The organism is Amycolatopsis sp. NBC_00345, assembly GCF_036116635.1.
In the GTDB taxonomy this organism is placed as follows: Bacteria; Actinomycetota; Actinomycetes; order Mycobacteriales; family Pseudonocardiaceae; genus Amycolatopsis.
Genome location: NZ_CP107995.1, coordinates 6,871,006 through 6,893,978, shown reverse-complemented (window position 1 = coordinate 6,893,978; position 22,973 = coordinate 6,871,006). Strand labels below are relative to the sequence as shown.

Genomic DNA, 22,973 nt, shown 5'->3' with positions numbered 1-22,973 from the left:
CTCCTTCGGTGTCACGGCAGGGCGAACGAGGACCCCTCGTGGTGCCACCAGTTCCGGTAGAACCCCGAGTCCTCCACCAGGGCGAGGTACCCCGCCTCGATCTTGACACACAGCTCGTCCACCAGCGAGGCCACCGGGGAATCCGTGCGCCAGGCGAGAATCAGCTCGCGATACAGCGGCGTCCCGGTGAGCGAGAGGGTGGTGAGGCCGGTGCGCGCGGTGCCGATGGGGTAGAGCAGGCAGATCCCGCGGCCCTCGGCGGTGAGGGAGAACGCGACGTGCGCCTCGTTGGTCAGGTGCGTGATGCGCTGGTCGAAACCGGCGGCCGCGCAGGTGCGGGCGAAGTACTCGTTCATCCCGCTGTCGTCCGGGTCCGGCATCACCCACTTCTCCCCGGCCAGCTCCGCGAGCGGGATTTCCCCGCGTGGAGCCAAATCGTGGTGCTCGGCGACGCCGATGAAAAACGGCTCGCGCAGCAGCAGCCGGTGCTCGACGCCCGGCGGCGGCGTCACCGGGAACCCCGGGAACTGGCGCAGCACGGCGACGTCCAGCTCGCCCGAGCGCAGCAGGGTCGTCAACGCGCTGGTCTCGCGGATCGTCCGGCTGGTCACCTCGCGCCGCGGCAGCGTGGCGGTGAGCGTGTTGACGAGCAGGCTGAACTGCTGCGCCGGGATGCCGCCGACCTTGACCGGCGCGCCCGCCTCGTGCTGCGCGTTGAGCCGCGCCGACCGTTGCAGGGAATCGAAATGGCGTAACAGGCTCTGCGCGTCGCGGACCAGCTCGGTGCCCGTGTGCGTGGGGAGCACGCCCTCTGCGGAGCGGACGAACAGGGGGCCGCCGAGCAGCTGTTCGATGCGTTTGAGCTGCGTGGTCACCGCCGGCTGCGTCAGGTGCAGCCGCGCGGCGGCCCGGCGGATGCTGCCCGCTTCGGCGATCGCGATGACCAGTTCGAGATGCCGGATCTCCAGGCGCATACGCGGAACATTATCGCCGAATGCAATAGGGCCGTTCCCGTGACGATCATGGCACCGGCGCGTGGGGCGCGGATACGTTCCCCCGCGTGACGACCACCGCGCCTGTCCCGCTGATCGGGAAGACCGCACTTCCGGTGCTGTTCTCCGACGATGTCCTGCGGCAGTTCCTCGACGCCGCGGCCGTCGAATACGCGTTCATCACGCCGGAAGAGCCCAGACCCTGTTTCGGCGTGCTGCTCGGTGTTGTCGCCGAGGACGAGCTGCTGGTCACGGACATCGCATTCGGCCGCAACGTGCGCGGCACCGACCCCGCCGCGCGCGCCGAGTTCGCGGACACGATCGTCCCGCGGTTCGGCTCGGCGTATGAGAACGAGGTGCGCGCGTGGTGGCTGGCGCCGGCGGACCTGTTGCGCATCACGCGCGAGGCGGACGCGCGCGGCCTCGACGTGCTCGGCTCGATCCACCTGCACCCGGACTGGCACCGGCTCGGCCCGGAGTGCGAGCGCGGGCGGCCGCTGAGCGAGCGGCCGACGCCGATGGACTCCTACGTCTTCCGCAGCACGGGCTGGCCGCTCAACGCCGTCTGCTACCTGGAACGCCGGCACGGCAGCTTCTACTACACGCTCGCCGCGTGGGACGGCGACTGCTCGCCGTTGCCGCTGCGCGTGCACACCCCGGCCGGAAAGGAAATCGCATGAGCGACGAGCAGATCCGCGACCTGTGGCGGACGATGACACTCGGCTGGGCGGAAGGCGACGCTTCACTGTTCGCTTCCGTCTTCACCAAAGACGTCGACTTCGTGACGGTGCGGGGCGAAGAGCTTTTCGGCCGCGACGCCGTCGAAGCGGGGCACGCGCGGCTCTTCGCGACCGCCTATCGCGACACGACGTTGCGCGCGACAGTCGGCCTGATCCGCCCGCTCGCCCCTGGGCTTTTGATGGTGCACGCGACGTCCACCGTCGCCCCCACCGGCGTCACGACTCACGCCCAAGCCGTGGTCCGGATCGACAGCTTCGACGGCTCGGCTTCGATCGCCGCTTTCCACAACATGATCCCGAAGGGAAACCCCGCATGACCCGCCCCCGGCTGCGCCACCTCGCGTTTGTCGTCCAGGACGCCAAGCGCATGGCCGAGTTCTACTGCTCGCAGTTCGGTATGGACCTGTTCCACACCGACCCCGACGGCAGCCACTTCGTCACCGACGGGTACCTGAACCTCGCGCTGATCCAGCAGCAGCTGGACGGTGACGTGGCCACGGGCTTCAACCACTTCGGCTTCCAGGTGCCCGAGGTGCCGCCGATCGCCGACCGGCTGGCCGCCGCGGGCCTCCCGCGCCCCGTCGTCCGCGGCGGCGACCGGCCGTTCGCCGAGTACCGCGCGATCGACCCGGAGGGCAACTGGTTCGACCTGTCGGAACACGGGTTCCTGCCGCCGGGGGCGGAGCAGGGCTGAAGCCGGTTATTTCAGCAATTCGACCAGGTCGGTGGCGATGCGGTGCTCGACCGTGGCCGGCACGGGCTGGACGGTGGGCGCCAGCCCGCCCGCGGCGACGGCCGCCAGGCAGCGGGCCTGGAGCGTCAGGCCGAGGTCCATGGCCTGGATCGAGTTGCCGTTGGCGGCCGTCAGGTTGAGCATCCGGCCCTGGTCGAGCAGCACCAGCTCGCGGCCGTCGTCGAGGACGTGGCCGGTGCGGCGGGACGGGGCGCCGTACTCGACCGTGCGGACGGTGCGCGCGGCCAGTGCCGCGCGGTCGATCTCCCACGCGAAGTGGCCGACACCGGCCAGGACGGCGCCGTCGGGCAGGGCGGCCAGCTCGTCGGCGCCGAGCACGTTCGCGTGACCGGTGGCGGTGAAGACCAGCCGCGCGTCGGCCACGATCTCGGCGGCGGTGCCGACACGGTGGCCGTTCAGGATCGCCTCCAGCGCGCGCATCGGGTCGGTGTCGCAGACCGACACCCGCGCACCGAGCCGGCTCAACGTGTCGGCGACGCCCTTGCCACACGGGCCGTAGCCGAGCACGGCGGCGCGAAGCCCGGGCACCATCAGGTTGGTGGCGTTGAGGAATCCCTGCACCACACTCTGGCCGACGCCGAACTCGTTCTCCACCAACAGTTTCAGCCGCGAATCGTTGATCACGACCACCGGCGTGGTCGCCTGTGGCGCCTTCTCGGACGCTTCACGGAGGCGGATCCCGCCGGTGGTGGTTTCCTCGGTGCCGCCGAGGTAACCGGCGGGGGCGCCCGATTCGAGCAGAGACAGCGTGAGGTCGCCGCCGTTGTCGAGCGTGAGGTCCGGCTCGCACTCGAGCACGCGCTCGACATTGCGCCGGTGCTCCGCCTCACCGTCGGCCCGCCGGGTGAAGACGGCGACGCCCAGCTCCCGCAGGTGGTCGGCGACGTCGTCGTGCGTCGTGCCGGGCGAGCCGGTGAGACTGACCTCGACGCCCGCGCGCGCCAGCAGCGTCACCAGCGCGGCGGTCTTCGGCTCGACGTGCAGGCACATGGCCAGCCGCCGCCCGGCGAGCACCGGGGTCAGCTCGCTGACCGCCTGGGCGGTGAGGGGCATGTGCTTCAGTGCCCAGGCGGTGGCGGGATTTCCGGGCAGGGCAAGGTTTTTGGGCAGGGCAGAGCTTTCGGGCATGACAGGATTCCTTTTCCACGGGATGACGGGCGAACGGGAGGGGCGTGGCCGCCGTCAGCCGTAGAAGTCACACCGGAAGGAATGGTCGCCGAAGATCGGCGTCACGAGTTCCTGCCGGGGGAAGCACACGCTGGCAGGATACCCCGACCGCGGCCCGGCACTGACCGTTCACCGTGGGAAGGCAGAAAAGCCTGGAATGCCAGGAGTTCCGGTCAGCGCACGGGCAAGGCCTGCCTCCTCCGGCCGAGGGCGGACGGGTCGAGGTTGGCGCGGGTGCCGGCCTGGTGACCGTCGCGGTAGCCGGAGCCCGACAGGCGGCGCGGGGCGGCTGAGCGCAGGTCGCCGTATTCCTGGTCGAAGGCGGTCTGCACCAGTGCCGTGCGGTCGCGGACCACCAGCTCCGCCGAGCGTTGGCCGGGGCCCGATGACTGGTGGTCGCGGGCCGCGTTCTCCTCCGCGCGGATCAGGCGCTCGTGGACGGCGCGGGCGAAGCCGTGCAGCCAGGTGCGGCGGTAGGCGGCGAGGGACTCGCGGAACACCCGGCCGTCCGGCCGGACCCGGGTCAGCTGGGTGCTCGCCTGCAGCAGCAGGCTGGTGAACAGCAGCTCGACCCGGCCGAGGTCGGAGCGGAACCCGAACACGGTGACGGCGACGACGCTCTGGCCTTCCCGGTGCAGCAGTGTGCGGCAGCGCAGCGGGTACGCGACGTTCGTGAGCAGGCTCGCCTTGTCGCGGCTGTACGGGTTGTCGATCGGGATCTTGAGCACGGTGAGGTCGTCGGCGCCGCGGCCCGAGGCGGCGAGCATCGCGTTGTCGATCCCGTACCGGGCGATCAGCTCGGCGGCCTTGGTGTTGTACAGCTCGGCTTCGGCCTCGGTGACGGCCGGGTCCTCCGCCTTGGCGAGCAGCTTGCGGATGCGCTCCAGCTGCGTGTCGTGGTCGGGCATGATCCCCCTCTCCTGCGGGGCCGGGCCTGGGCGGCCGGCGTGGGGTCCAAGGTAGGCGCGGGGTACGACAATATTCGATCAGATGTTCGGACGGTGCCCGGGGCGGCCGCGTGTCGGCCGCGATTCCGCGAGCGCGCCGGACGGTAGGGTCGAACGGTGGCCGAGCCAGGCAAGTCATGACCGACGCCGCCGTAGTCGGGTCCGGGCCGAACGGGCTGGCCGCCGCCGTGCTCCTGGCCCGGTCCGGGCTGTCTGTCGAGCTGTACGAGGCCGCGGCCGACCTCGGCGGGGGCGCGCGGTCGGCCCGGCTGTTCGACGCCGACGTCGTGCACGACCTCTGCTCCGCCGTGCACCCGATGGCCGTCGCCTCACCGTTCTTTCGCGGCTTCGACCTCGCGGCGCACGGTGTCGAGATGTGCCACCCCGAAGTCGCGTACGGCCATCCCGTCGACGAGCGCCGCACCGGGATCGCGTACGCGGACCTCGATCGCACCTGCGAGCGCCTCGGCCCGGACGGCGGGCGCTGGCGAAGGCTGATGGCCCCGCTCGTCGAGCACAGCCGCGAGGTCACCGGCCTCCTCCTCGGCGACCTCCGCCACCTGCCGTCGCCCGGTCCGGCGATGCTGCTGCCCCCGCGGGTCCTGGCGCTGATGGCCGACCCGTTCCGCGGCCCGGAGGCGTCCGCGCTGATCGCCGGCGTCGCGGCGCACACGATCGGACGGCTGCCCTCGCTCGTCGGCGGCGGTATCGCGGTGATGCTCGGGCACCTCGCGCACGCCACCGGCTGGCCGCTCCCGCGTGGCGGCACGCAGGTGCTCACCGACGCGCTCGCCGCGGACCTCCGCGCGCACGGCGGCCGCATCCACACCACCAGCCGCGTCACCGACCTCCGCCAGCTCGCCCACGCGCGCGCGGTACTGCTCGACGTCGCCCCGCGCGGCCTGCTCGGCATCGCGGGTGCGTACGCGCCGGCGGGCTACCGGCGTGCGCTGGAGAAGGTGCGTTACGGCCCGGGCGCGGCGAAGGTCGACTTCCTCATTTCGGAGCGGATCCCTTGGCGGGAAAGGGAACTCGCGAAGGCGGGCGTCGTCCACGTCGGCGGCACGCGGGCCGAGGTCCACGCCGCGGAGAACGCCGTCGCGGCCGGGCGCCGCGCCGCCGAGCCGTTTATCCTAGTCGCCCAGCCGATGGCCGCCGACCCCTCCCGCGGGCTGCCACACAAGCAGCCGATCTGGGCGTACGCCCACGTGCCGAACGGGGATCCGCTCGACGCGACCGACGTCGTCCGTCGCCGGATCGAGCGGTTCGCGCCCGGTTTCGGCGACACGGTCATCGCGTCGCGGGCTGTCCCGGCGAGTGAGCTTCAGGCCTACAACGCGAATTACGTCGGCGGTGACATCGCCGCGGCCGCCGTCACGCTCCGCCAGGTGCTCGGGCGCCCGGTCCCGCGCTGGAACACCTACCGCACTCCGCTCAGCGGCGTTTACCTCTGCTCCGGTGCGACGCCGCCGGGGCCCGGTGTCCACGGCATGTCGGGCCTGCACGCCGCGAAAGCCGCGCTGCGCCGGGAGTTCGGCATCCGCGAGCTGCCGCCGGGCTGGGCGGGCTTGTGAGTGTTGGGGACGTTGAGAGGCGACAGTCAAATACGCGACCGCACCAGCCAGTCCAGTGCTGAGCCAGGAGAGCGTTTGCGGGGTGATGCTCTACGGGGCGGGTGTCGGACGGCTGACCGTGAGCAGCAGCGGGACACCGGCACCTTCGCGGGCGGCCAGGTCGGCGATGAACTCACCGAGCCAGCCGATGGCGTCCAGCGACCATTCGATCAGCGTTCCCCGAAAACTCACGCGGTACCGTGGCGGGCCGGACCAGACTCCGTCGGGCAGAGGTGGTGGCACCGGGTCCTGCTCGATCCGGGACTCGCATCGAAAGACGTCGTGGGCGAAGTCGCCCACGGATCGGTGCAGTCGTTGCGCTGCCTGGTGAACGACCGGGTCCTGTCCGCTGTCCACGGTGATGTCCACCGTCGTCCAGGACCGCACGTCGTCAAACCACGCCGCAGCCGGCAATGACGGCATCCGGGCGTGGTCGGGGCGCGCCGAGATGTCCAGGCTTTGTGCCGGCAGCAGTACCTGTGCGGCCTGCAATCGCAGCGTACCCAGCCGGGCCGTGACGTCACCGGCGCAGCTCAGGAACGGCCGCACCGGCAGTGACCTGGAACCGGGAATCGGACCGACCCCGACCTGAAACCAGGTGACCAGCGACGACCCTGGCGCGGACAGGGGATGTTCCCGGCCGGCGTCGTTCATGTCCCAGAGATTGTCGAGCCAGCCCATAGCCTGCGCCCGGTCATGGAACTGGATGTAGGCGTCGCGATCGGTGACAGGTTCCCGATCGGGACGGGGCGTCAGCTCACCGTAGATCGCGGCGTACAGGGTTCCCGCCATGCCGCGGGAACCCTGTACCAGCCCCGGTCCGGCTGTGTCCTTTGCCAACAAATTCCTCGTTACTGGTCGTCTCCGTTGATCGCGCAGTTCACGTCGGCCTGGCGATCGATCGTCTCGGAGGTGTCCAACTCGCCATCCACATCGACATCGACTCGGTTGCGCCAGGATATCGTCTGCGTGGAGTCGCACGCTCGGTTCGCTGCGGACCGATTGGCGCTACCGCCACCGGGAAAGATACCTGATGCGGTGTTGCACGCTTTCCGCCGCCATGTTCCGTCCGTGTAGAACTCGTACAAGCAGTTTTCCACGGTTGCCTTATTGTTGCTGCAGTTGCCCTGCTTCCACCAGCCGTGAGCGGAGATGACACCCGGGGTTGAGGACAGATGCGGGTTGTCGCCGAAGGTTTCCGGTGTGCAGCTCAACGCCGGCTGATTCGTCTGGGCTGCATCGGGCGGTGTGCTGGCGGGCGGCGCGTTCGGCGGCGCGATCCCGGGGACGGCGTCCTCATACGACACCTTCTGCGGCGCCACCAGCTGTGCGGCGTTCGCCACGGGTGCCAGCAGCCCCAAAGGCGCGGACACTGCGGCAACGATGGCGATACGGACTATGTATTTCTTCAGGTCACCTGACATTCGGTCCTCCCCATACCTGCGGGAGGCGCAATGTTCACAACGAATGTCACGCCCCCCCGGATTGTGAACCTCTCGATCATGAAGGTGTTGTCGATGGGTTTGAACCACCAAGTGGATGAAGAAGTCCCGGGCAGTTCCGCTTCCAGGGTCCGCCGGTGTCTTCGTCAACTCGATACCGCTCGCCCACCTCGACGTGTGGCTCCGCGCCGAACCACACCCCGCGGCGGAAGCCTGATCACTGCTGGTCAGGCCTGTCCGCCCGAAATTTCCCGGTTACTACGGCGGGAGGGGGTCAGGGGCGGGGCCGTCGGGGCCGCACCAGGCCGGTCTCGTAGGCCACGACCACGGCCTGGGCGCGGCTGGAGATGCCGAGCTTGGTCATCAGCCGGTTGAGGTGGGTTTTCACCGTCGCCTCGCTGACCAGCAGCTGGGCGGCGATGTCGGTGTTCGTCGCGCCGGTGCCGACGAAACGCAGCACCTCCATCTCGCGCTCGGTCAGGCCGGCCAGCGCGGGCCCGGGATCGTCCGGCGGCGTGCGCGTGAACGCCTCGACGAGCCGTCGGGTGACGGTCGGGCTGAAGAGCATGTCGCCGCGCGCGACGGCGTGGATGCCCGCGATCAGCGTCTCCGGCGGGCTGTCCTTGAGCAGGAAGCCGGACGCGCCCGCGCGCAGCGCCGTGTAGACGTACTCGTCGAGGTCGAAGACGGTCAGGATCAGCACTCGCGGCTTCTCGGGGCCGGCCGCGGCCAGGATCCGAGCGGTGGCCGTGACGCCGTCGATGCCCGGCAGGCGGATGTCCATCAGGATCACGTCGGGCTTGAGCCGCAGCGCCTTCTCGACGGCCTCGAGCCCGTCTCTCGCGTCGCCGGCGACGTCGATGCCCGGGACGGCGGCCAGCAGCGCGGCGAAGCCGGCTCGGACCATGTCCTGGTCGTCCACCACGAGCACACTGGTCACTACGGCTCTCCCGCGCTCCGGCCGGGGTTGGGGTACGGCAGGGTCAGCTCGATCCCGAACCCCGCGGGCTCGCGCGGTCCGATCTCGATCACGCCACCGTACATACGCGCGCGCTCGCGCATGCCGACCAGCCCGTGCCCGGCGTGGTTCGCCCGCGGCGGGGCACCGCCGCCGGAGTCGATGACCAGCAGTCGCAGGCCGTCGTCGCCGTAGTCCAGCGTCAGCTCGGCCGAGGCGTCGCCGGCGTGCTTGATGACGTTCGTGAGCGCCTCCTGTGCCACCCGGTACGCGCAGAGCTGCTGGCCGGGCGGCAACGGCCGCGGTGTGCCCGTGACGCGCAGGTGCGCGGTGAGGCCCGCGTCGCTCAGCCGGCCGACCAGCGCGGGCAGGTCCGCGAGGCCGGGCTGCGGACGGTACTCACCCGGCTCGTGCCGCGGCGGCCGCAGCACGCTGAGCAGGCGGCGAAGCTCGTCGAGGGCTTCGGTGGTGGTGCCGGTGATGGTGTCGAGCGCGCCGCGCGCGGTGTCCGGCGCCGACTCGAAGACGTACCGCGCGAGGTTCGCCTGGACCGAGATCACCGCGAGGTGGTGCGACACCACGTCGTGCAGCTCCCGCGCGATCCGGATGCGCTCCTCGACCACGGCCTGCTGGGCTTCCAGCTCGATCTCGCGCTCGGCCCGCTCGGCGCGCTCCGCCGTCTCGCGCAGGCGGTTCGCGCGGATGTACACGGAGTGTCCGATGAGGACAGTCGCGGACGCCTGCAGCAGAGCGAGCACCGTGTCGGGGATCGGGTGGGAGGCACGGCCGGCGATCATCGCGGTCTCGTAAGCGACCACCGCGATCACGGTCGGCGGCCACGCCTGCCGGACCGGGTAGCGCGCCCACACCGTGTACGCGGCGATGAGGATGCCCGGCGCGCCGAGCGTGGTGCGGAAGCCGTACAGATAGAAGGCGCAGGTCAGGGCGACGATGACCAGCAGTGAGCCGATCGGGTAGCGGCGGCGCACCAGCAACGGCACCGCGCCGGCGGCGGCCAGCGCGAGGCCCGCCGCGCCCGGCCGGTCGCCCAGGTCGCCGCCGCGGACGGCCGCGCCCGCCACCATCAGGGCGGCGACCGCCAGCGCGAGCGCGCTGTCCAGAAGCACCGGCCGTGCCCGTACGCCACGCATCACTTGTTCCCCGAACCCCAGCACATCCGCGAAGTTACCCGGCCAGTGCAGGGAAAACCCAATCCTCTACCACCGTGGTGGTAGGTCACCGCACGGCGTACCGCCAAGGTTTACCCGCGTCTGCGGCTTCAGTGGGATTCGGCGGGCGCCCCGCCCGGATAACGTCTTCCAGCGAATGGTCACCCATTCCCGTTGCTCGGCGGAGAGCGCGTCCAGGGCCTGGGGAGGAACCCTGGCCGCTCTTCGCCGAGCGTCAGCCCAAGTACGCGTCCAGCGTCACGGCGAGAGCTGATTCCGGCGAAGGCGCGAAGCTCGCCCCGGCCAGCCCGCCCCACAGCCACAGTTGCGCCAGCCCGTGCAACGCCGCCCAGAGCGAAGCCGCGACCAGCCGCGAGTCGGTTCCTTCGCGGAGGCGCCCGTCCTTCGCTGCTTCGCGGTCTTCGTGGACCAGCTTGGCGAAGAAGTCGAAGACGATGCTGCTCGCGCTGGCCAGGCCGGGCTCGCCCGGGTCGGTCAGGTCGCGGCGGAACATCAGCTCGAACATCGCCGGGTTGCTCAGCGCGAAGTCGACGTACGCGTGGCAGGCGGCTGTGAGGCGCTCTCGCGGCGTGCCGTCGGGGAGATGGGAACCGCGGTCGAGTAGCTGGGTGAAGCCCCGCGTCGCGACGACGGACAGCAGCTCGGCGCGTCCGGAGAAGTGCCGGAGTGGCGCGCCGTGGGAGACGCCGGCCGCCTTCGCGATGCCGCGCAGCGTCACCGCTTCCACGCCGGCGTCGGTGAGCAGGGCGGTGGCGGTGCTGATCAGCCGCTGTCTCACAGCTGCGCCTCGCTGAAGGCCACGGGCAGCAGATCGGGGCGCTTGGGCAGGAACCCGTCGCCGGGGGAGCGCCCGGTGAGGCGGTTGCGCAGCCGCGTGACGCCGACCGGCAGCACCTCCCGGCACAACCAGAGCAGGTCGGCGCGGACGCTCGACCGCGCCGGCACCCCGGGCAGTGGGCGGAGCCAGCCACCGTCGTGGCCGATGCCGAGACTGGTGAGCACGTGGCCGGCGACGCGGAGGTGGCCGGTCTCGGACAGGTGCAGGCGGTCCGGGCCGAAGTAGCGGGCGTCGTGCGCGGCCTGGTCGGGCCACAGGTCCACGAGCTTGGCGCCGTAGCTGACGGAGGCCTCGCGGATGGCGTCGTTGAGCGCGGTGACGCGGGGGCGCATGCGGGCGCCGAGCGGCATGCGGTGGGAGATGTCGCTGAGGGTGAACGTGACGACGGTGGGCGCGATGCGGGTGCAGTGGCGGATGGCGGCGTCGACGCGGCGGGCGACCGTGCGCGCGTCCCAGCCGCGGCTCATCACGTCGTTGCCGCCGCCGAACAGCGCGACCAGGTCGGGCTCGAGCCGCTCGGCGGTGGGCAGCTGCTCGGCGGTGATCTGGTCGAGGCGCCGTCCGCGCACGGCGAGGTTGGCGTAGCGGAACCCGGGCTCGTGGCGGGCGAGCCGGCCGGCGACGAAGTCGGCCCAGCCGCGGTACTGGCTGTGGTCGGGGTACGGGTCGTCGAGCCCCTCGGCGCAGCTGTCGCCGACGGCGACGAATCTCTGGAAGCCCATGTCGAATCTCCGTAACCCCTGGTTCACCTTGTGGACACTGTCTATCAAACTTGTGTAGACGGTGTCTACGTGGCCTGCGTCCCGTAGGGGCCCGGGTCCGGGTCCGGGTCAGCTGTCGCGTGCGCCGGTGAGGGTGTTGATCGCCTCCTCGATGAGCCGGCAGTCGAGGTCGCGCAAACGTTTGCCGACGTCGGACTCGGCCGTTTCGGCCCGGCGGCGGGCCAGGACCTCGCGCATCGGCGCCACGGCCCGCGGGTCGCCGATCTTCGCCAGCGCGTGCGCCGCGAGGTTGCCGATCAGGCCGCGGTTGCGGCGCTCGTCCAGGCACTCCAGCAAGAAGCCGACCGCCCGCGGGTCGCCGAGCTCCCCGAGCGCGACCACGGCCGTGGCGGCTTCCTTCAGATCGGGATTCCGGCGGACGAAGCCGATCAGCGGGTCCACCGCCCGGGCGTCACCGATCCGGCCCAGCGCCCTCGCGGCCTCCTCGGCGGCTGCGGGGTCATCGAGCAGGCCCAGCAACGGATCCACGGCGCCGGTCGCCTGCAACCGGCCCAGAAAACGAACGGCCTGCAGCCGGGCGCCGGGATCGCGGTCACCGAGCGCCGCGAGCAACCTGGGCGTGTCCTTGTGCTCGTAGCACTGCGCCAGGTCCGGACGACGTCCCCGCGGCGGCTTCCGGGCCACGCGGTCGTACACGGCCGCCAGTGCGAGAGCGTTCCGGCGCACCGAGTTGGCCGCGGTGATCTTCTTCGGCGCGGCCAAATAGTCGAGGTACGGCGTGTAGTACTCGCCGTAGATCAGGCTGGCGGTGCGGAAATGGTGGCCGTACTGGGTTTCGATGGCCCGGGCCCGGCGGGCCGTCTTCTCGGCGAATGCCTGCATCCACGCGGCGATCTCACGCAGGTGGCCGGCGATCTCCGTGGGCGTCAGGCTGCCGTCGTCGGCCCGCAGTTCCTGCGCGCTCTGCTCGCCCCGCGTCGGCGGCCTGCTGCCGAATCCGACGACGGCCGCGGTCACGTTCCGGACGCGGCGCTGTCGCCGGCGTTGCCCCCAGCGGGCCATCGCACCTCCAGACGGTGGGAACACAGTGGACGGCAATGGTAAACGCCGGGTTGCGGGACTGGTCCCGGAACACCGGACCGGCCGGGTGTCCGGAAGGATCACCGGCATGAAGATCTTGGTGGTAGGCGGAAGCGGGCTGCTGGGGCACCACGTGCTGGAGCAGCTGCGGTTGCGCGGGCACGAGGCGACCACGGTGGCGCGTACGCCCCGTGAAGGCGTCGACCATGTCCTCGACGTCACGACAGTCTCCGACGAAGACCTGCGCGAGCTGCTCGCGGGCCACGACGGCGTCGTGTTCGCGGGCGGTATGGACGACCGTGCGGTGGGCAAGGGGCCGGTCGCGCCACGGCTGCACGCGGGCAACGTCGCGCCGGTGGTGGCGCTGCTGAGCGCGGCCCGTGCGGCGGGCTGTACGCGGGCCGCGGTGCTGGCGTCGTATTACACGTACTTCGACCGCGTGCACCCGGAGTGGGGGCTGGCCGCGAAGCATCCGTACGTGCACAGCCGCAACGAGCAGGCGCGGCTCGGGCGCGAGGCGGCGGGCCCGGACCTGCCGGTGGCGGTCATCGAGGTGCCGTTCGTGTTCGGGGTCGCGCCCGGGCGGGTGCCGGAATGGTCCGTGCCGCTGGTGAAGTGGGTCCGGTCGTCGTCGCCGCTGTTCGCGCCCGTGGGCGGCAGCGCGGCGACGAGCGCGAGCGGCGTCGGCATCGTGACCGTCGAGGCGCTGGAGGGCGCGTCGGGCGCCGACATTCCCGTGGTGGAGGAAAACCTGCGCTGGAAGGAGATGTTCACGCGGTTGGCCGGCGCGGCGGGCCGTCCTCGCCCGGTGCGCACGATCCCCGCCGTTGTCGTCAAGGCGATGCTCCGCCTCCGCGGCCTCGTGAACGGGTGGAACGGCACCCAGCTCGGGCTCACCGCCGAGCACCTGGACGGCCTGCTCCTGCGTGAGCTGTTCGTGGAACCGCCGGTGCCCCGCTCGGTCGACGAGGCCATCCGCGAGACCGTGAAGGCCTGATTTCGACTCAGCGCAGCCGGTTCCGGTGCGTCCGCGCCGCGGCCAGGCGCGGGTCGTCGGCGGGGAGGCGGGCGCACAGGGCTTCCAGGATCTCCCGGTCGTCCGCGCCGCAGGAGGTCTCCCAGAACGACCACAGCACGGCCGGGTCCGGGCTGTTCAGGGCCAGCTGGCGGACCTGGGCGGTCAGGGCCTCGCGTTCCTCGAGGATCGCCGGGGCCTCCGATTCCGACAGGAGCGGGCCGTGGAAGGCCTCGACGGCGTCGGCCGCCGCGCCGCGCCGCAGCGCCGCGCGGATGCGTAGGAAATCTGCGTCGACGTCGGCGGCCAGCCGGTACGGGCGGGTCTGCACGACGCCCGTGCCGAGCTGCGTGCGCAGGCGGTGGATCTCCGCGCGGACGGTGACCGGGTTGCCGTTCTCGCCGTAGAGCTGCAGGGCCAGGCGCTCCGCGGACAACCCGCGCGGGTGCAGTGCGAGCAGGGTGAGGATTTCCGCGTGCCGCAGCGTGAACGGGACCTCGCGACCGTCCACAGTGGTCGATCCGGCGCCGTCGGTGAGGAATTCCAGCCGCAGCCGGCGGCGGTGGGCCGGGCCGGAGGTGGCCAGGCGCAGCAGGAAACCGTCGTCGAGGGGGTCGACGACGGCGATGCGGCCGTCCGGCAGCGTCACCGTGCCGCCGCCGCGGCGTACCTCCACAGTGGACGGAAGGGTGCAGGACTCCGCGGCCAGCACCCGCCCGCCCGCCGAAAGCAGCGCGCCGGGACGGCCTCGCAACGCGTCCAGATGACGCATGTTCGTGCGCCGCACCTTCTCGTCGCGCACCGCCAGGTGAGCGCGCAGCTGGCCCTCCGCGAGCTGGGCCGTGGCGGTGACCAGCGCGAGCATCGCCGGGTGCACGGTGCGCAGCGGCCCGCTGACGTCGATCGACCCCAGCAGCATCCCGGTCTCCGGGTCCCGCACGGGCGCCGCCGCGCAGGTCCACGCGTGATAGCGGCGGACCAGGTGCTCGGCCGAGTAGATCTGCACCGGCTCACCGGTCGCCAGCGTGGTGCCCATCGCGTTGGTGCCGATCGCCTCCTCGCTCCAGCGCGTGCCCTCCGTGAGCGCCACGCGGTCCGCGCGCAGCAGGACGCCGGAAGCGCCTTCGCGCCAGAGGATCAGGCCCTCGGCGTCGGTCACGATCATCATGTGCTCGGCGTCGTCGGCGATGCTCACCAAGGTCTGGCGCAGCAACGGCAGCACCGGCGCGAGGGGGTGTTCTTCGCGCAGATCGGTCATCTCGGCCGGCTCGTACACCAGCGGGGCCTCACCCGAGTCCGGGTCGACGTGCGCGGCCAGGGAACGCTGCCAGGAATCGGAAACGACGGAGCGCGGCGAACGCGGGGCCGGGACACCGGACAGCACGGCCTCGCGGACGTGTTTGAGCAGCCGCGCGTACGACTCCGGATCGCGCAGCAATTCCGGCTCGGGCAGCTCCGCCACGCCTCCCAGCCTAGAGACCCAGCTCACAGCCGCGCAACGTCCGTGCAACGTAGCCCGGCCTAACGTTCGCGGCTGTCCGTCACTCCCGGCAACGAGGCAGGAAAGATGGCCGTTTACGCCGCACCGAATACCGACGGCAGTGTCGTCGACTACGAAACCCGCTACGACCACTACATCGGCGGCGAATACGTCGCCCCGGCCAGTGGGCAGTACTTCGAAAACCCCACCCCGATCACCGGCAAGACGTTCACCGAGATCGCGCGCGGAACCGCGGCCGACATCGACCGGGCCCTCGACGCGGCGGAGGGCGCCGCGCCGGCGTGGGGTCGCACGTCCGTGGAAGCGCGTTCGGGCATCCTGCTCAAGATCGCGGACCGGATGGAGCAGAACCTCGAGAAGATCGCGGTCGCCGAGGCGTGGGAGAACGGCAAGCCGGTGCGCGAGACGCTCGCCGCCGACATCCCGCTCGCCATCGACCACTTCCGCTACTTCGCCGGCGCCCTGCGCGCGCAGGAAGGTGGCATCTCGCAGATCGACGAGAACACCGTCGCGTACCACTTCCACGAGCCGCTCGGCGTGGTCGGGCAGATCATCCCGTGGAACTTCCCGATCCTGATGGCGGTCTGGAAGCTCGCGCCCGCACTGGCCGCGGGCAACGCGATCGTGCTCAAGCCGGCCGAGCAGACGCCGGCGTCGATCCACCTGCTGATGTCGCTCATCGGCGACCTGATCCCGCCCGGTGTGCTGAACATCGTCAACGGCTTCGGCGTCGAGGCGGGCAAGCCGCTCGCGTCGAGCAACCGCGTGCGCAAGGTCGCGTTCACCGGTGAAACCACCACCGGACGGCTGATTCTCCAGTACGCCAGCGAAAACATCATCCCGGTGACGGTGGAGCTGGGTGGCAAGAGCCCGAACATCTTCTTCGACGACGTCGCCGCCGCGAACGACGCCTTCTACGACAAGGCGCAGGAGGGCTTCACGCTCTTCGCGCTCAACCAGGGCGAAGTCTGCACGTGTCCTTCGCGCGCGCTGATCCAGACCGGCATCTACGACTCGTTCCTCGGCGACGCCGTGGAGCGCGTCAAGAAGATCAAGCAGGGCAACCCGCTCGACACCGACACGCAGGTCGGTGCCCAGGCGTCGAACGACCAGTACGAAAAGATCATGTCCTACATCGACATCGGCAAGCAGGAGGGCGCGAAGATCCTCACCGGTGGCGAAAAGGCGGACGTCGGCGGCGAGTTCAGCGGCGGCTACTACGTGCAGCCGACGGTGTTCGAGGGCGACAACAAGATGCGGATCTTCCAGGAGGAGATCTTCGGCCCGGTCGTGTCCGTGGCGAAGTTCGACGACTACGCCGACGCGATGAAGATCGCCAACGACACCCTGTACGGCCTCGGCGCCGGCGTCTGGTCGCGGGACGGCAACACCGCCTACCGTGCCGGCCGCGACATCCAGGCCGGTCGCGTGTGGGTGAACAACTACCACGCGTACCCGGCGCACGCCGCGTTCGGCGGGTACAAGGCCTCGGGCATCGGCCGCGAGAACCACAAGATGATGCTGGACCACTACCAGCAGACGAAGAACATGCTGGTCTCCTACTCGGACCAGGCGCTCGGGTTCTTCTGATGGGCACCCGGCGGGTGGACCTCACCGAGTCCGCGGGCGACCTCCTGCGCAAGCTGGTGGCCGTCCACGGCCCGGTGATGTTCCACCAGTCCGGCGGGTGCTGCGACGGCAGCGCCCCGATGTGCTACCCGCTCGGCGAGTTCAAGATCGGCCAGCGGGACGTGCACCTGGGCGACCTGGCGGTCGACGGCATCGACGCCGTGCCGGTGTGGATGTCCGGTCCGCAGTTCGAGTACTGGAAGCACACGCACCTGACGATCGACGTCGTCACCGGGCGCGGCAGCGGGTTCTCCCTGGAGGCTCCCGAAGGCGTGCGCTTCCTGATCCGCTCGCGGTTGTTCAGCGACGCGGAGTCGGCGGAGCTGAACGGCTAGTGCCGTCAAGGCCTCCTTACCCGCGTCCCACGCGGGTAAGGAGGCCTTGACGGACCCCCGCCCAAGACCTCACGAGACGTGTTAGCTTCCGGGGCATGACCGACCTCCGACTCGCCGGCGTCTTCGTCGGCCGCCCCAGCGTGCTCGGCCACCGTCGCGACCAGCCGATCCTCAGCGCCATCGTGAAGGACCCGGTGACCGCGCCGGAACTCACGCTCACGCAGCTCAACCTCGACGGCGACGAGCAGGCCGACCTCACCGTGCACGGCGGGGTCGACAAGGCGGTTTACGTCTACCCGTCCGCGCACTACGACGCGTGGGTGGCCGACGGCTTCGACGTCGAGCTCGGTCACTTCGGCGAGAACCTCACCGTGTCGGGCGCGGACGAGACGACCGTGCGGATCGGCGACGTCTGGGCGTGGGGCGACGCGCGGTTGCAGGTCTCCCAGCCGCGGCAGCCGTGTTTCAAGCTGGCCATGCGGACCGGGCGCAAGGACGTGGTGCCGGGCATGATCGACTCCGGCCGCTGCGGCTGGTACCTGCGGGTGCTGCGGCCCGGGACCGTGCCGACCAGCGGTGCGCTCACCGTCGTGGAGACCGCCGCGGACGCCCCGACGATCAGCGAGGTCCACGTCATCGCGGGCTGACTCGTGAGTGTTTATGACGGTTAGAACCGTCATAAACACTCACGAGTTCACTTCCAGTCGACCTGCGGGGAGCGGTAGAAGTCGATGCCCTGCGCCTGCCAGCGCGGGGCCTGCTTCGCCAGCCGCTCGCGGTAGGTGTCCCAGTTGTGGGAGGCCTGCGGCGACCAGCCGATCTCCGCGATGCCCGGCAGCCGCGGGAAGGCCATGTACTCGAGGTTGTCGCTGGTGCGGAGGGTCTCCGTCCACAGTGGAGCCTCGACGCCGGCGACGGAGCTTTCGCCGACGCCGTCCACGAGGGTGGCAGGATCCCAGTTGTAGGCGTCCTTGACCTCGACGAGGCCGGCCCAGTCCTGGCCGAGCGGCGTCTGCGCGTTGTACTTCATGTCGAGGTACGCGTGGTTCGACGGCGACATCAGGATCTTGTTGCCACGCGCGGCGGCGGCCGCGACGTCGGCGTTCGCGCCGCCCTGGTCCCAGTACTGCGGGATGGCCGAGGCCGGCGGCTGGGTCTTCGAGATCTCGTGCCAGCCGGTGATCAGCTTGCCGTACTTGGCGACGAGCGGGCTCACCTTCTGGTAGAAGGTCTTGTAGTCGGCGTCGGAGGTGGAGTGCGCTTCGTCGCCGCCGATGCCGAGGTACTTGCCGGGCGTGATGGCGGCCAGCTCGCGGATCACGTCCTCGACGAACTTGTACGTCGTGGGCGAGCTGATGCACAGCGAGCTGTAGCCCACCTCGGTGTCGGTGCGCGGCGGCACCGCGATGCCGTCGCAGTTCAGCTCCGCGTACGTGGCCTGCGCCGCGTTGGTGTGCCCCGGCATGTCGATCTCCGGGACGATCGTGATGTGGCGCGAAGCGGCGTACGCGACGATGTCCTTGTACTCCGCCTGCGTGTAGTAGCCGCCCGGGTCGCCGTTCACCGCGCCCTTGCCGCCCTCGGTCGCCAGCCGCGGCCAGCTCTTGATCTCGATGCGCCAGCCCTGGTCGTCGGCCAGGTGCAGGTGCAGGGTGTTGATCTTGTACTGCGCGATCTGGTCGATGTACAGCTTCACTTGCGACGGCGTGAAGAAGTGCCGCGCGACGTCGAGCATCGCGCCCCGGTAGCCGAAGCGCGGGTAGTCCAGCACGCTGCCGCCCGAGACCGTCCAGCTGGCGCGGAACTGCACGGACTTCGCGTCGATCGTGGACGGCAGCAGCTGCCGCACCGACTGCACGCCTTCGAACAGCCCGGCGGCGGTGTTGGCCTTGAGCGTGACCCCGGACTTCGCGACGTCCAGCTGGTAGCCCTCGGCGCCCACGCGCGGGTCGGCGTGGCCGACCTCCAGCGAGATGGCGGGCAGCCCGGCCGAGCGCGGCACCACGGGCAGCGGGTAACCGGTCGCGGTCCGCAGCAGCCCGCGCAGGTAACCGGCGACGTCACCCGCCCCCTGCCCCGCGCGGATCACGGTGAGCGGCGTCAGTGTGAAGTTCGCCTTCGGGTCGGCCTTGGCCTCCACGGGCACCGGCACGATGTCGGTGACGCTGCGCTCGACGTCCCGCGGCGCGGGCACCGCGGCGGCGGACCCGGCCAGCGCGGGAAGCCCGAGCGCCGCGAGGCTCAGAACGGTCACGCCGAGCACGGCCCTGGACAGGGTCTTCCTCACGGGCTACCTCCGTTGGGGGGAGAAAGCGGACAGTAAGAGGTATAGACCATTGGAGTGGTGGGGACAACGCCCAAACGGCTGGTGGGGACCGGCTGGTGGTTAACGGCTCCGGCCGTCGCACATCGGTTTCTCTGCGCGCTGACTCACAGCGTGATCAGGATCTTGCCGTGGACGTGGCGTCCGGCCTGCAGCTCCACGGCCTCGCGGACCTGCTCGACGGGGAAGATCGCGGCGATCGGCACGGTGAGATCGCCGGTGAGGATCGCGTCGGTGATGTGCTTCATGGCGGCCGGGTCCGCGTCGAAGCCGCCGGTCGCGCGCACGCCGCCGGGCGCGTTGGGTCCGGCGGCGATGGTGGAGATCCGCTCGGGCGGGACACCGAGGGCGAGCGCGGCCTCGGCGGTTTCGGTGCCGAACAGGTCGGTTGCCGCGGTCACGCCGCCGGGCGCCAGTGCCCGTACCCGGTCGGCCAGTCCGGGGCCATAGGCCACGGGCTCGGCGCCGAACTGGCGCAGGAACTCGAACGTGCCTTCCGAGGCGGTCCCGATCACCCGGGCGCCGGCGATTTTCGCGAGCTGCATGGCGAACACGCCGACACCGCCCGCGGCGCCGCCGATCAGGACGGTGTCACCGGACTGCAGGTCGATCGCCGCCAGCGCGGCGGCGGCGGTCATGCCGGCTACGGGAAGTGTGGACGCCACCTCGTTGCTGATGCCGTCGGGCGTGGGCCAGAACCCCTCGGCGGGCGTCTTGACCACCACGAAATCGGCGACGGCCCGGCCCAGCGCGCCACCGAGGACCCGGTCGCCCACGGCAAAACCCGTGGCGCCGTCGCCGACCTCGTCCACCACGCCGGCGAGGTCGTATCCGAAACCGGACGGCACGGTGATCCCGAACCGCGCCGCCGCCTCGGGCTGCGAGGCCAGAACCCAGTCCATCGGATTCAGCCCGGCCGCCGCCACCCGGATCCGGACCTCGCCCGGACCGGCGTGCGGCTCCGGAACCTCCCGCAGCTCCAGCACTTCGGGACCACCGAACTTCTCGTAGACCACCGCTCGACTCATGGGGAACCTCCTAGTGATGAGACTTGGTCCTGTCACCATACACAAGTTACGGGACCAAGTCCCGTACACTGGTCTCATGGCCCGCTGGTTACCCGACGCACCAGGGCGACTCGCTGTCGCCGCCCTCGAACTGTTCGCGGAGCGGGGTTACGAGGACACGACGGTGATCGAGATCGCGGAGCGCGCCGGGCTGACGAAGAGCACGTTCTTCCGCCACTTCCCGGACAAGCGGGAGGTGCTCTTCGGCGGGAACGCCGTGGCCGGGCTGCTGGCCGAAGGGATCGCCGCGGCGCCGGCCGAAGCCACCCCGCTCGAAGCGGTGGCGCATGCCATGGACGCGCTCGGCCGGGAGGTCTTCACCGCCGCCCGTCGCGAATTCACCGCCAGGAGGCGGGCGGTGATCGCCGTCAACCCGGAACTACAGGAACGCGAAGCGTTGAAGGGGCTCGGCCTCACCACGGCGATGATCGAAGCGCTCAAGCGCCGCGGCGTTCCCGACCTGACCTCGCGCGCGGCCGCGGAGCTGGGCGGGCTCGCCTCGAAGATCGCCTTCGACCGCTGGCTCGACACGGCCGACGACGACTTCGGCGCGGTCGCACGGCAAGCACTCGGCGAAGTACAAGCAGCCGTTGCCCTCTGCTGACTGAACCGGGCCGCGCTGAGAAATCAACCGCGCAGAACGGCCCGCAGCGCGTCCAGCACCGCCGGATCCTCGATGGTCGACGGAACCGGCTCCTCCCGCCCGTCCGCGATACCCCGCATCGTCTTCCGCAGGATCTTCCCCGACCGGGTCTTCGGCAGCGCCTCGACGACCGACACCTCCCGGAACGCCGCCACCGGACCGATATCCCGGCGGACCAAGGCGACCAGTTCCTCCCGCAGCTGCTCCTCCGAGATGTCCACCCTCGCCTTCAGCACCACGAAACCCCGCGGCACCTGCCCCTTCAACTGGTCGGCCACGCCGATCACCGCGCACTCTGCGACCGCCGGATGCGAAGCCAGCACGGCCTCCATCGAGCCCGTCGACAGGCGGTGGCCGGCCACGTTGATGACGTCGTCCGTGCGGCCCATGACAAAGAGGTAGCCGTCCTCGTCCAGGTAACCGGAGTCGCCGGTCAGGTAGTGGCCGGGATAGCGGGACAGGTAGCCCTCGCGGTAACGCTCGTCGGCGCCCCACAGGGTGGTCAGGGAGCCGGGTGGCAGCGGCAGTTTCAGCGTGATGGCGCCCTCTTGGCCGGCGGGCAGGTCCGCGCCGTCCTGGTCGAGGACGTGGACATCCCAGCCGGGCACGGGCTTCGTCGCCGAGCCGGGCTTCACGGGCATCGGCTCCAGGCCGCGCGGGTTCGCGGCGATCGGCCAGCCGGTTTCGGTCTGCCACCAGTGGTCGAGCACCGGCGTGCCGAGGATGTCGTGGGCCCAGTGGTAGGTCTCCGGATCGAGCCGCTCGCCCGCGAGGAAAAGCGCGCGGAACTCCGTCAGGTCGTACTTCTTCAGCTCCGCCGCGTCCGGGTCGAGCTTCTTCACCGCGCGCAACGCCGTGGGCGCGGTGAACAGCGCCTGGACGCCGTGCTCGGAGATCACCCGCCAGAACGCGCCCGCGTCCGGCGTGCCGACCGGTTTTCCTTCGTAGAGCACCGTTGTCGCCCCGACCAGCAGTGGCGCGTACACGATGTATGAGTGCCCGACGACCCAGCCGACGTCGGACGCCGTCCACCACACGTCGCCGGCGTGGACGTCGTAGAGCGCGCCCATCGACCAGGCCAGCGCGACGGCGTGGCCGCCCGCGTCGCGCACCACGCCCTTCGGCTTTCCCGTGGTGCCGGACGTGTAGAGGATGTACAGCGGATCCGTCGCCTTCACCGGCACCGGGTCCACGGGCTGGGCGCTCTCGACCAGGTCGTCCCAATCCAGGTCGGTGCCGGACAGCTCGGCGCCCGCCTGCTCGCGCTGCAGCACCACGACGTGCTCGGGCTGGTGCTCGGTGATCGCGAGCGCGGCGTCGATGATCGGCTTGTACTCGACGACGCGCGTCGGCTCGATGCCGCACGAAGCGGCGATCACGAGCTTCGGCTTCGCGTCCTCGATGCGCGCGGCCAGCTCCTTCGGCGCGAAGCCCCCGAAGACGACGGAGTGCACGGCGCCGATGCGTGCGCAGGCGAGCATCGCGATCACCGCCTCCGGGATCATCGGCAGGTAGAGGATCACGCGGTCGCCGCGCGTCACACCGAGCGAGGCGAGCGCGCCCGCGAACACCGCCACCTCGTCGCGCAGCTCGCTGTAGGTGTAGCGCCGCTTCTGCCCGGTGACGGGTGAATCCCAGATCAGCGCGGGCTGCGCGCCGCGGCCGCCGTCGGCGTGCCGGTCGAGCGCGTTGTACGCGGTGTTCAGCTCACCGTCGGGAAACCACCGGTAGAAGGGCTCGGCGGAGGCGTCCAGCGCCCGCGTCGGCGGCCTCGTCCAATCGATCGCCCTGGCCGCGTCGAGCCAGAAACCCTCGGGGTCGGCCAGGCTGCGCCGGTAGGTCTCGGAGTAAGCGCCCATGCTCGGTCTCTCCTCGTCGGCGGATCTGCTCCAATCATGGCCCCGTCGGCAGCGTGACGCAGGTTTCACCGCTGGTCGTGGCGAATGGACCCGGCAACCCCGGGGAACCCGTGCGCGTCCTAAGCTGGACGGCGGGGAACGGCCGCACAGCGGTACCA

At 70.8% G+C, this 22,973-nt stretch carries 22 protein-coding genes and 1 pseudogene; 9 read left to right on the top strand and 14 right to left on the bottom strand.

What is annotated here, in order from left to right; translation table 11 throughout:
• Positions 1-11: 11 nt before the first annotated feature.
• The gene (locus tag OG943_RS30890) at positions 12-974 is read right to left on the bottom strand and encodes a LysR family transcriptional regulator (RefSeq protein ID WP_328604437.1); all 963 of its coding nucleotides are present in this window, start codon (positions 972-974) and stop codon (positions 12-14) included.
• Between the two features lie 86 nt (positions 975-1,060).
• Here OG943_RS30890 and OG943_RS30885 point away from each other — a divergent pair, with 86 nt between their 5' ends.
• Genes OG943_RS30885 through OG943_RS30875 form a run of 3 tightly spaced genes read left to right on the top strand, consistent with a single transcriptional unit; the run spans position 1,061 to position 2,426 of the window.
• Entirely contained in the window at positions 1,061-1,672 is a 612-nt protein-coding gene (locus OG943_RS30885; RefSeq protein WP_328604436.1) for a hypothetical protein, read from the top strand.
• Positions 1,669-2,049, top strand: a complete 381-nt coding sequence (locus OG943_RS30880) for an SgcJ/EcaC family oxidoreductase (RefSeq protein WP_328604435.1) — start codon at positions 1,669-1,671, stop codon at positions 2,047-2,049. The genes OG943_RS30885 and OG943_RS30880 overlap by 4 nt, the downstream gene beginning before the upstream one ends.
• A complete protein-coding gene (locus OG943_RS30875) occupies positions 2,046-2,426 on the top strand; it encodes a VOC family protein (protein WP_328604434.1) in 381 nt (126 codons plus the stop codon). The genes OG943_RS30880 and OG943_RS30875 overlap by 4 nt, the downstream gene beginning before the upstream one ends.
• A 6-nt stretch (positions 2,427-2,432) precedes the next feature.
• Here the strand turns inward: OG943_RS30875 and OG943_RS30870 are convergent, their stop codons facing one another.
• Positions 2,433-3,614: an adenosylhomocysteinase gene (locus OG943_RS30870; protein WP_328604433.1), complete on the bottom strand. Its 1,182-nt coding sequence runs from the start codon at positions 3,612-3,614 to the stop codon at positions 2,433-2,435.
• Positions 3,615-3,826: 212 nt separating this feature from the next.
• Positions 3,827-4,561: a DUF2786 domain-containing protein gene (locus OG943_RS30865; protein ID WP_328604432.1), complete on the bottom strand. Its 735-nt coding sequence runs from the start codon at positions 4,559-4,561 to the stop codon at positions 3,827-3,829.
• A 176-nt stretch (positions 4,562-4,737) separates the two neighbouring features.
• On the opposite strand from OG943_RS30865, the gene OG943_RS30860 reads away from it, so the two are divergent.
• Positions 4,738-6,174 carry a phytoene desaturase family protein gene (locus OG943_RS30860; RefSeq protein WP_328604431.1) on the top strand — a complete coding sequence of 479 codons (1,437 nt, stop codon included), beginning with the start codon at positions 4,738-4,740 and terminating at the stop codon, positions 6,172-6,174.
• Positions 6,175-6,264: 90 nt separating this feature from the next.
• Here the strand turns inward: OG943_RS30860 and OG943_RS30855 are convergent, their stop codons facing one another.
• The 7 genes from OG943_RS30855 to OG943_RS30825 form a co-directional block, all read right to left on the bottom strand.
• On the bottom strand, positions 6,265-7,005 hold the full coding sequence (locus OG943_RS30855; RefSeq protein WP_328604430.1) for a hypothetical protein: 741 nt from the start codon (positions 7,003-7,005) through the stop codon (positions 6,265-6,267).
• A gap of 59 nt (positions 7,006-7,064) precedes the next feature.
• Positions 7,065-7,637, bottom strand: a complete 573-nt coding sequence (locus OG943_RS30850) for a hypothetical protein (RefSeq protein WP_328604429.1) — start codon at positions 7,635-7,637, stop codon at positions 7,065-7,067.
• A gap of 292 nt (positions 7,638-7,929) precedes the next feature.
• On the bottom strand, positions 7,930-8,595 hold the full coding sequence (locus OG943_RS30845; RefSeq protein WP_328604428.1) for a response regulator transcription factor: 666 nt from the start codon (positions 8,593-8,595) through the stop codon (positions 7,930-7,932).
• Positions 8,595-9,764: a sensor histidine kinase gene (locus OG943_RS30840; protein ID WP_328604427.1), complete on the bottom strand. Its 1,170-nt coding sequence runs from the start codon at positions 9,762-9,764 to the stop codon at positions 8,595-8,597. The genes OG943_RS30845 and OG943_RS30840 overlap by 1 nt, the downstream gene beginning before the upstream one ends.
• A 253-nt stretch (positions 9,765-10,017) precedes the next feature.
• On the bottom strand, positions 10,018-10,581 hold the full coding sequence (locus OG943_RS30835; protein WP_328604426.1) for a TetR/AcrR family transcriptional regulator: 564 nt from the start codon (positions 10,579-10,581) through the stop codon (positions 10,018-10,020).
• The gene (locus tag OG943_RS30830) at positions 10,578-11,363 is read right to left on the bottom strand and encodes an SGNH/GDSL hydrolase family protein (RefSeq protein ID WP_328604425.1); all 786 of its coding nucleotides are present in this window, start codon (positions 11,361-11,363) and stop codon (positions 10,578-10,580) included. The genes OG943_RS30835 and OG943_RS30830 overlap by 4 nt, the downstream gene beginning before the upstream one ends.
• A 108-nt stretch (positions 11,364-11,471) precedes the next feature.
• The gene (locus tag OG943_RS30825) at positions 11,472-12,380 is read right to left on the bottom strand and encodes a HEAT repeat domain-containing protein (RefSeq protein ID WP_328604424.1); all 909 of its coding nucleotides are present in this window, start codon (positions 12,378-12,380) and stop codon (positions 11,472-11,474) included.
• A gap of 151 nt (positions 12,381-12,531) precedes the next feature.
• Between OG943_RS30825 and OG943_RS30820 the strand changes: the two genes are divergently transcribed.
• Positions 12,532-13,440 carry an NAD-dependent epimerase/dehydratase family protein gene (locus OG943_RS30820; RefSeq protein ID WP_328604423.1) on the top strand — a complete coding sequence of 303 codons (909 nt, stop codon included), beginning with the start codon at positions 12,532-12,534 and terminating at the stop codon, positions 13,438-13,440.
• A 7-nt stretch (positions 13,441-13,447) separates the two neighbouring features.
• On the opposite strand, the gene OG943_RS30815 is transcribed toward OG943_RS30820, so the two are convergent.
• Positions 13,448-14,920 carry a helix-turn-helix domain-containing protein gene (locus tag OG943_RS30815; protein ID WP_328604422.1) on the bottom strand — a complete coding sequence of 491 codons (1,473 nt, stop codon included), beginning with the start codon at positions 14,918-14,920 and terminating at the stop codon, positions 13,448-13,450.
• A 105-nt stretch (positions 14,921-15,025) separates the two neighbouring features.
• Here OG943_RS30815 and exaC point away from each other — a divergent pair, with 105 nt between their 5' ends.
• The 3 genes and pseudogenes from exaC to OG943_RS30800 form a co-directional block, all read left to right on the top strand.
• Positions 15,026-16,549: an acetaldehyde dehydrogenase ExaC gene (exaC, locus tag OG943_RS30810; RefSeq protein WP_328604421.1), complete on the top strand. Its 1,524-nt coding sequence runs from the start codon at positions 15,026-15,028 to the stop codon at positions 16,547-16,549.
• Complete coding sequence (locus OG943_RS30805; protein ID WP_328604420.1) at positions 16,549-16,923, top strand: DUF779 domain-containing protein; 375 nt, start codon at positions 16,549-16,551, stop codon at positions 16,921-16,923. The genes exaC and OG943_RS30805 overlap by 1 nt, the downstream gene beginning before the upstream one ends.
• Before the next feature lie 95 nt (positions 16,924-17,018).
• Positions 17,019-17,564: pseudogene (locus OG943_RS30800) on the top strand (MOSC domain-containing protein); the annotation flags it as partial.
• A 53-nt stretch (positions 17,565-17,617) separates the two neighbouring features.
• Here OG943_RS30800 and OG943_RS30795 read toward each other — a convergent pair.
• Both OG943_RS30795 and OG943_RS30790 read right to left on the bottom strand, forming a co-directional pair.
• Positions 17,618-19,210 (bottom strand): beta-N-acetylhexosaminidase, encoded by a 1,593-nt coding sequence (locus tag OG943_RS30795; protein WP_328604419.1) that lies wholly within the window; start codon positions 19,208-19,210, stop codon positions 17,618-17,620.
• 143 nt (positions 19,211-19,353) lie between these two features.
• Positions 19,354-20,274 carry an NADP-dependent oxidoreductase gene (locus OG943_RS30790; protein WP_328604418.1) on the bottom strand — a complete coding sequence of 307 codons (921 nt, stop codon included), beginning with the start codon at positions 20,272-20,274 and terminating at the stop codon, positions 19,354-19,356.
• 76 nt (positions 20,275-20,350) lie between these two features.
• Here OG943_RS30790 and OG943_RS30785 point away from each other — a divergent pair, with 76 nt between their 5' ends.
• Positions 20,351-20,917: a TetR/AcrR family transcriptional regulator gene (locus OG943_RS30785; protein WP_328604417.1), complete on the top strand. Its 567-nt coding sequence runs from the start codon at positions 20,351-20,353 to the stop codon at positions 20,915-20,917.
• 23 nt (positions 20,918-20,940) lie between these two features.
• Here OG943_RS30785 and OG943_RS30780 read toward each other — a convergent pair whose 3' ends face one another.
• Positions 20,941-22,884 carry a propionyl-CoA synthetase gene (locus OG943_RS30780; protein WP_328604416.1) on the bottom strand — a complete coding sequence of 648 codons (1,944 nt, stop codon included), beginning with the start codon at positions 22,882-22,884 and terminating at the stop codon, positions 20,941-20,943.
• Between the last annotated feature and the right edge of the window lie 89 nt (positions 22,885-22,973).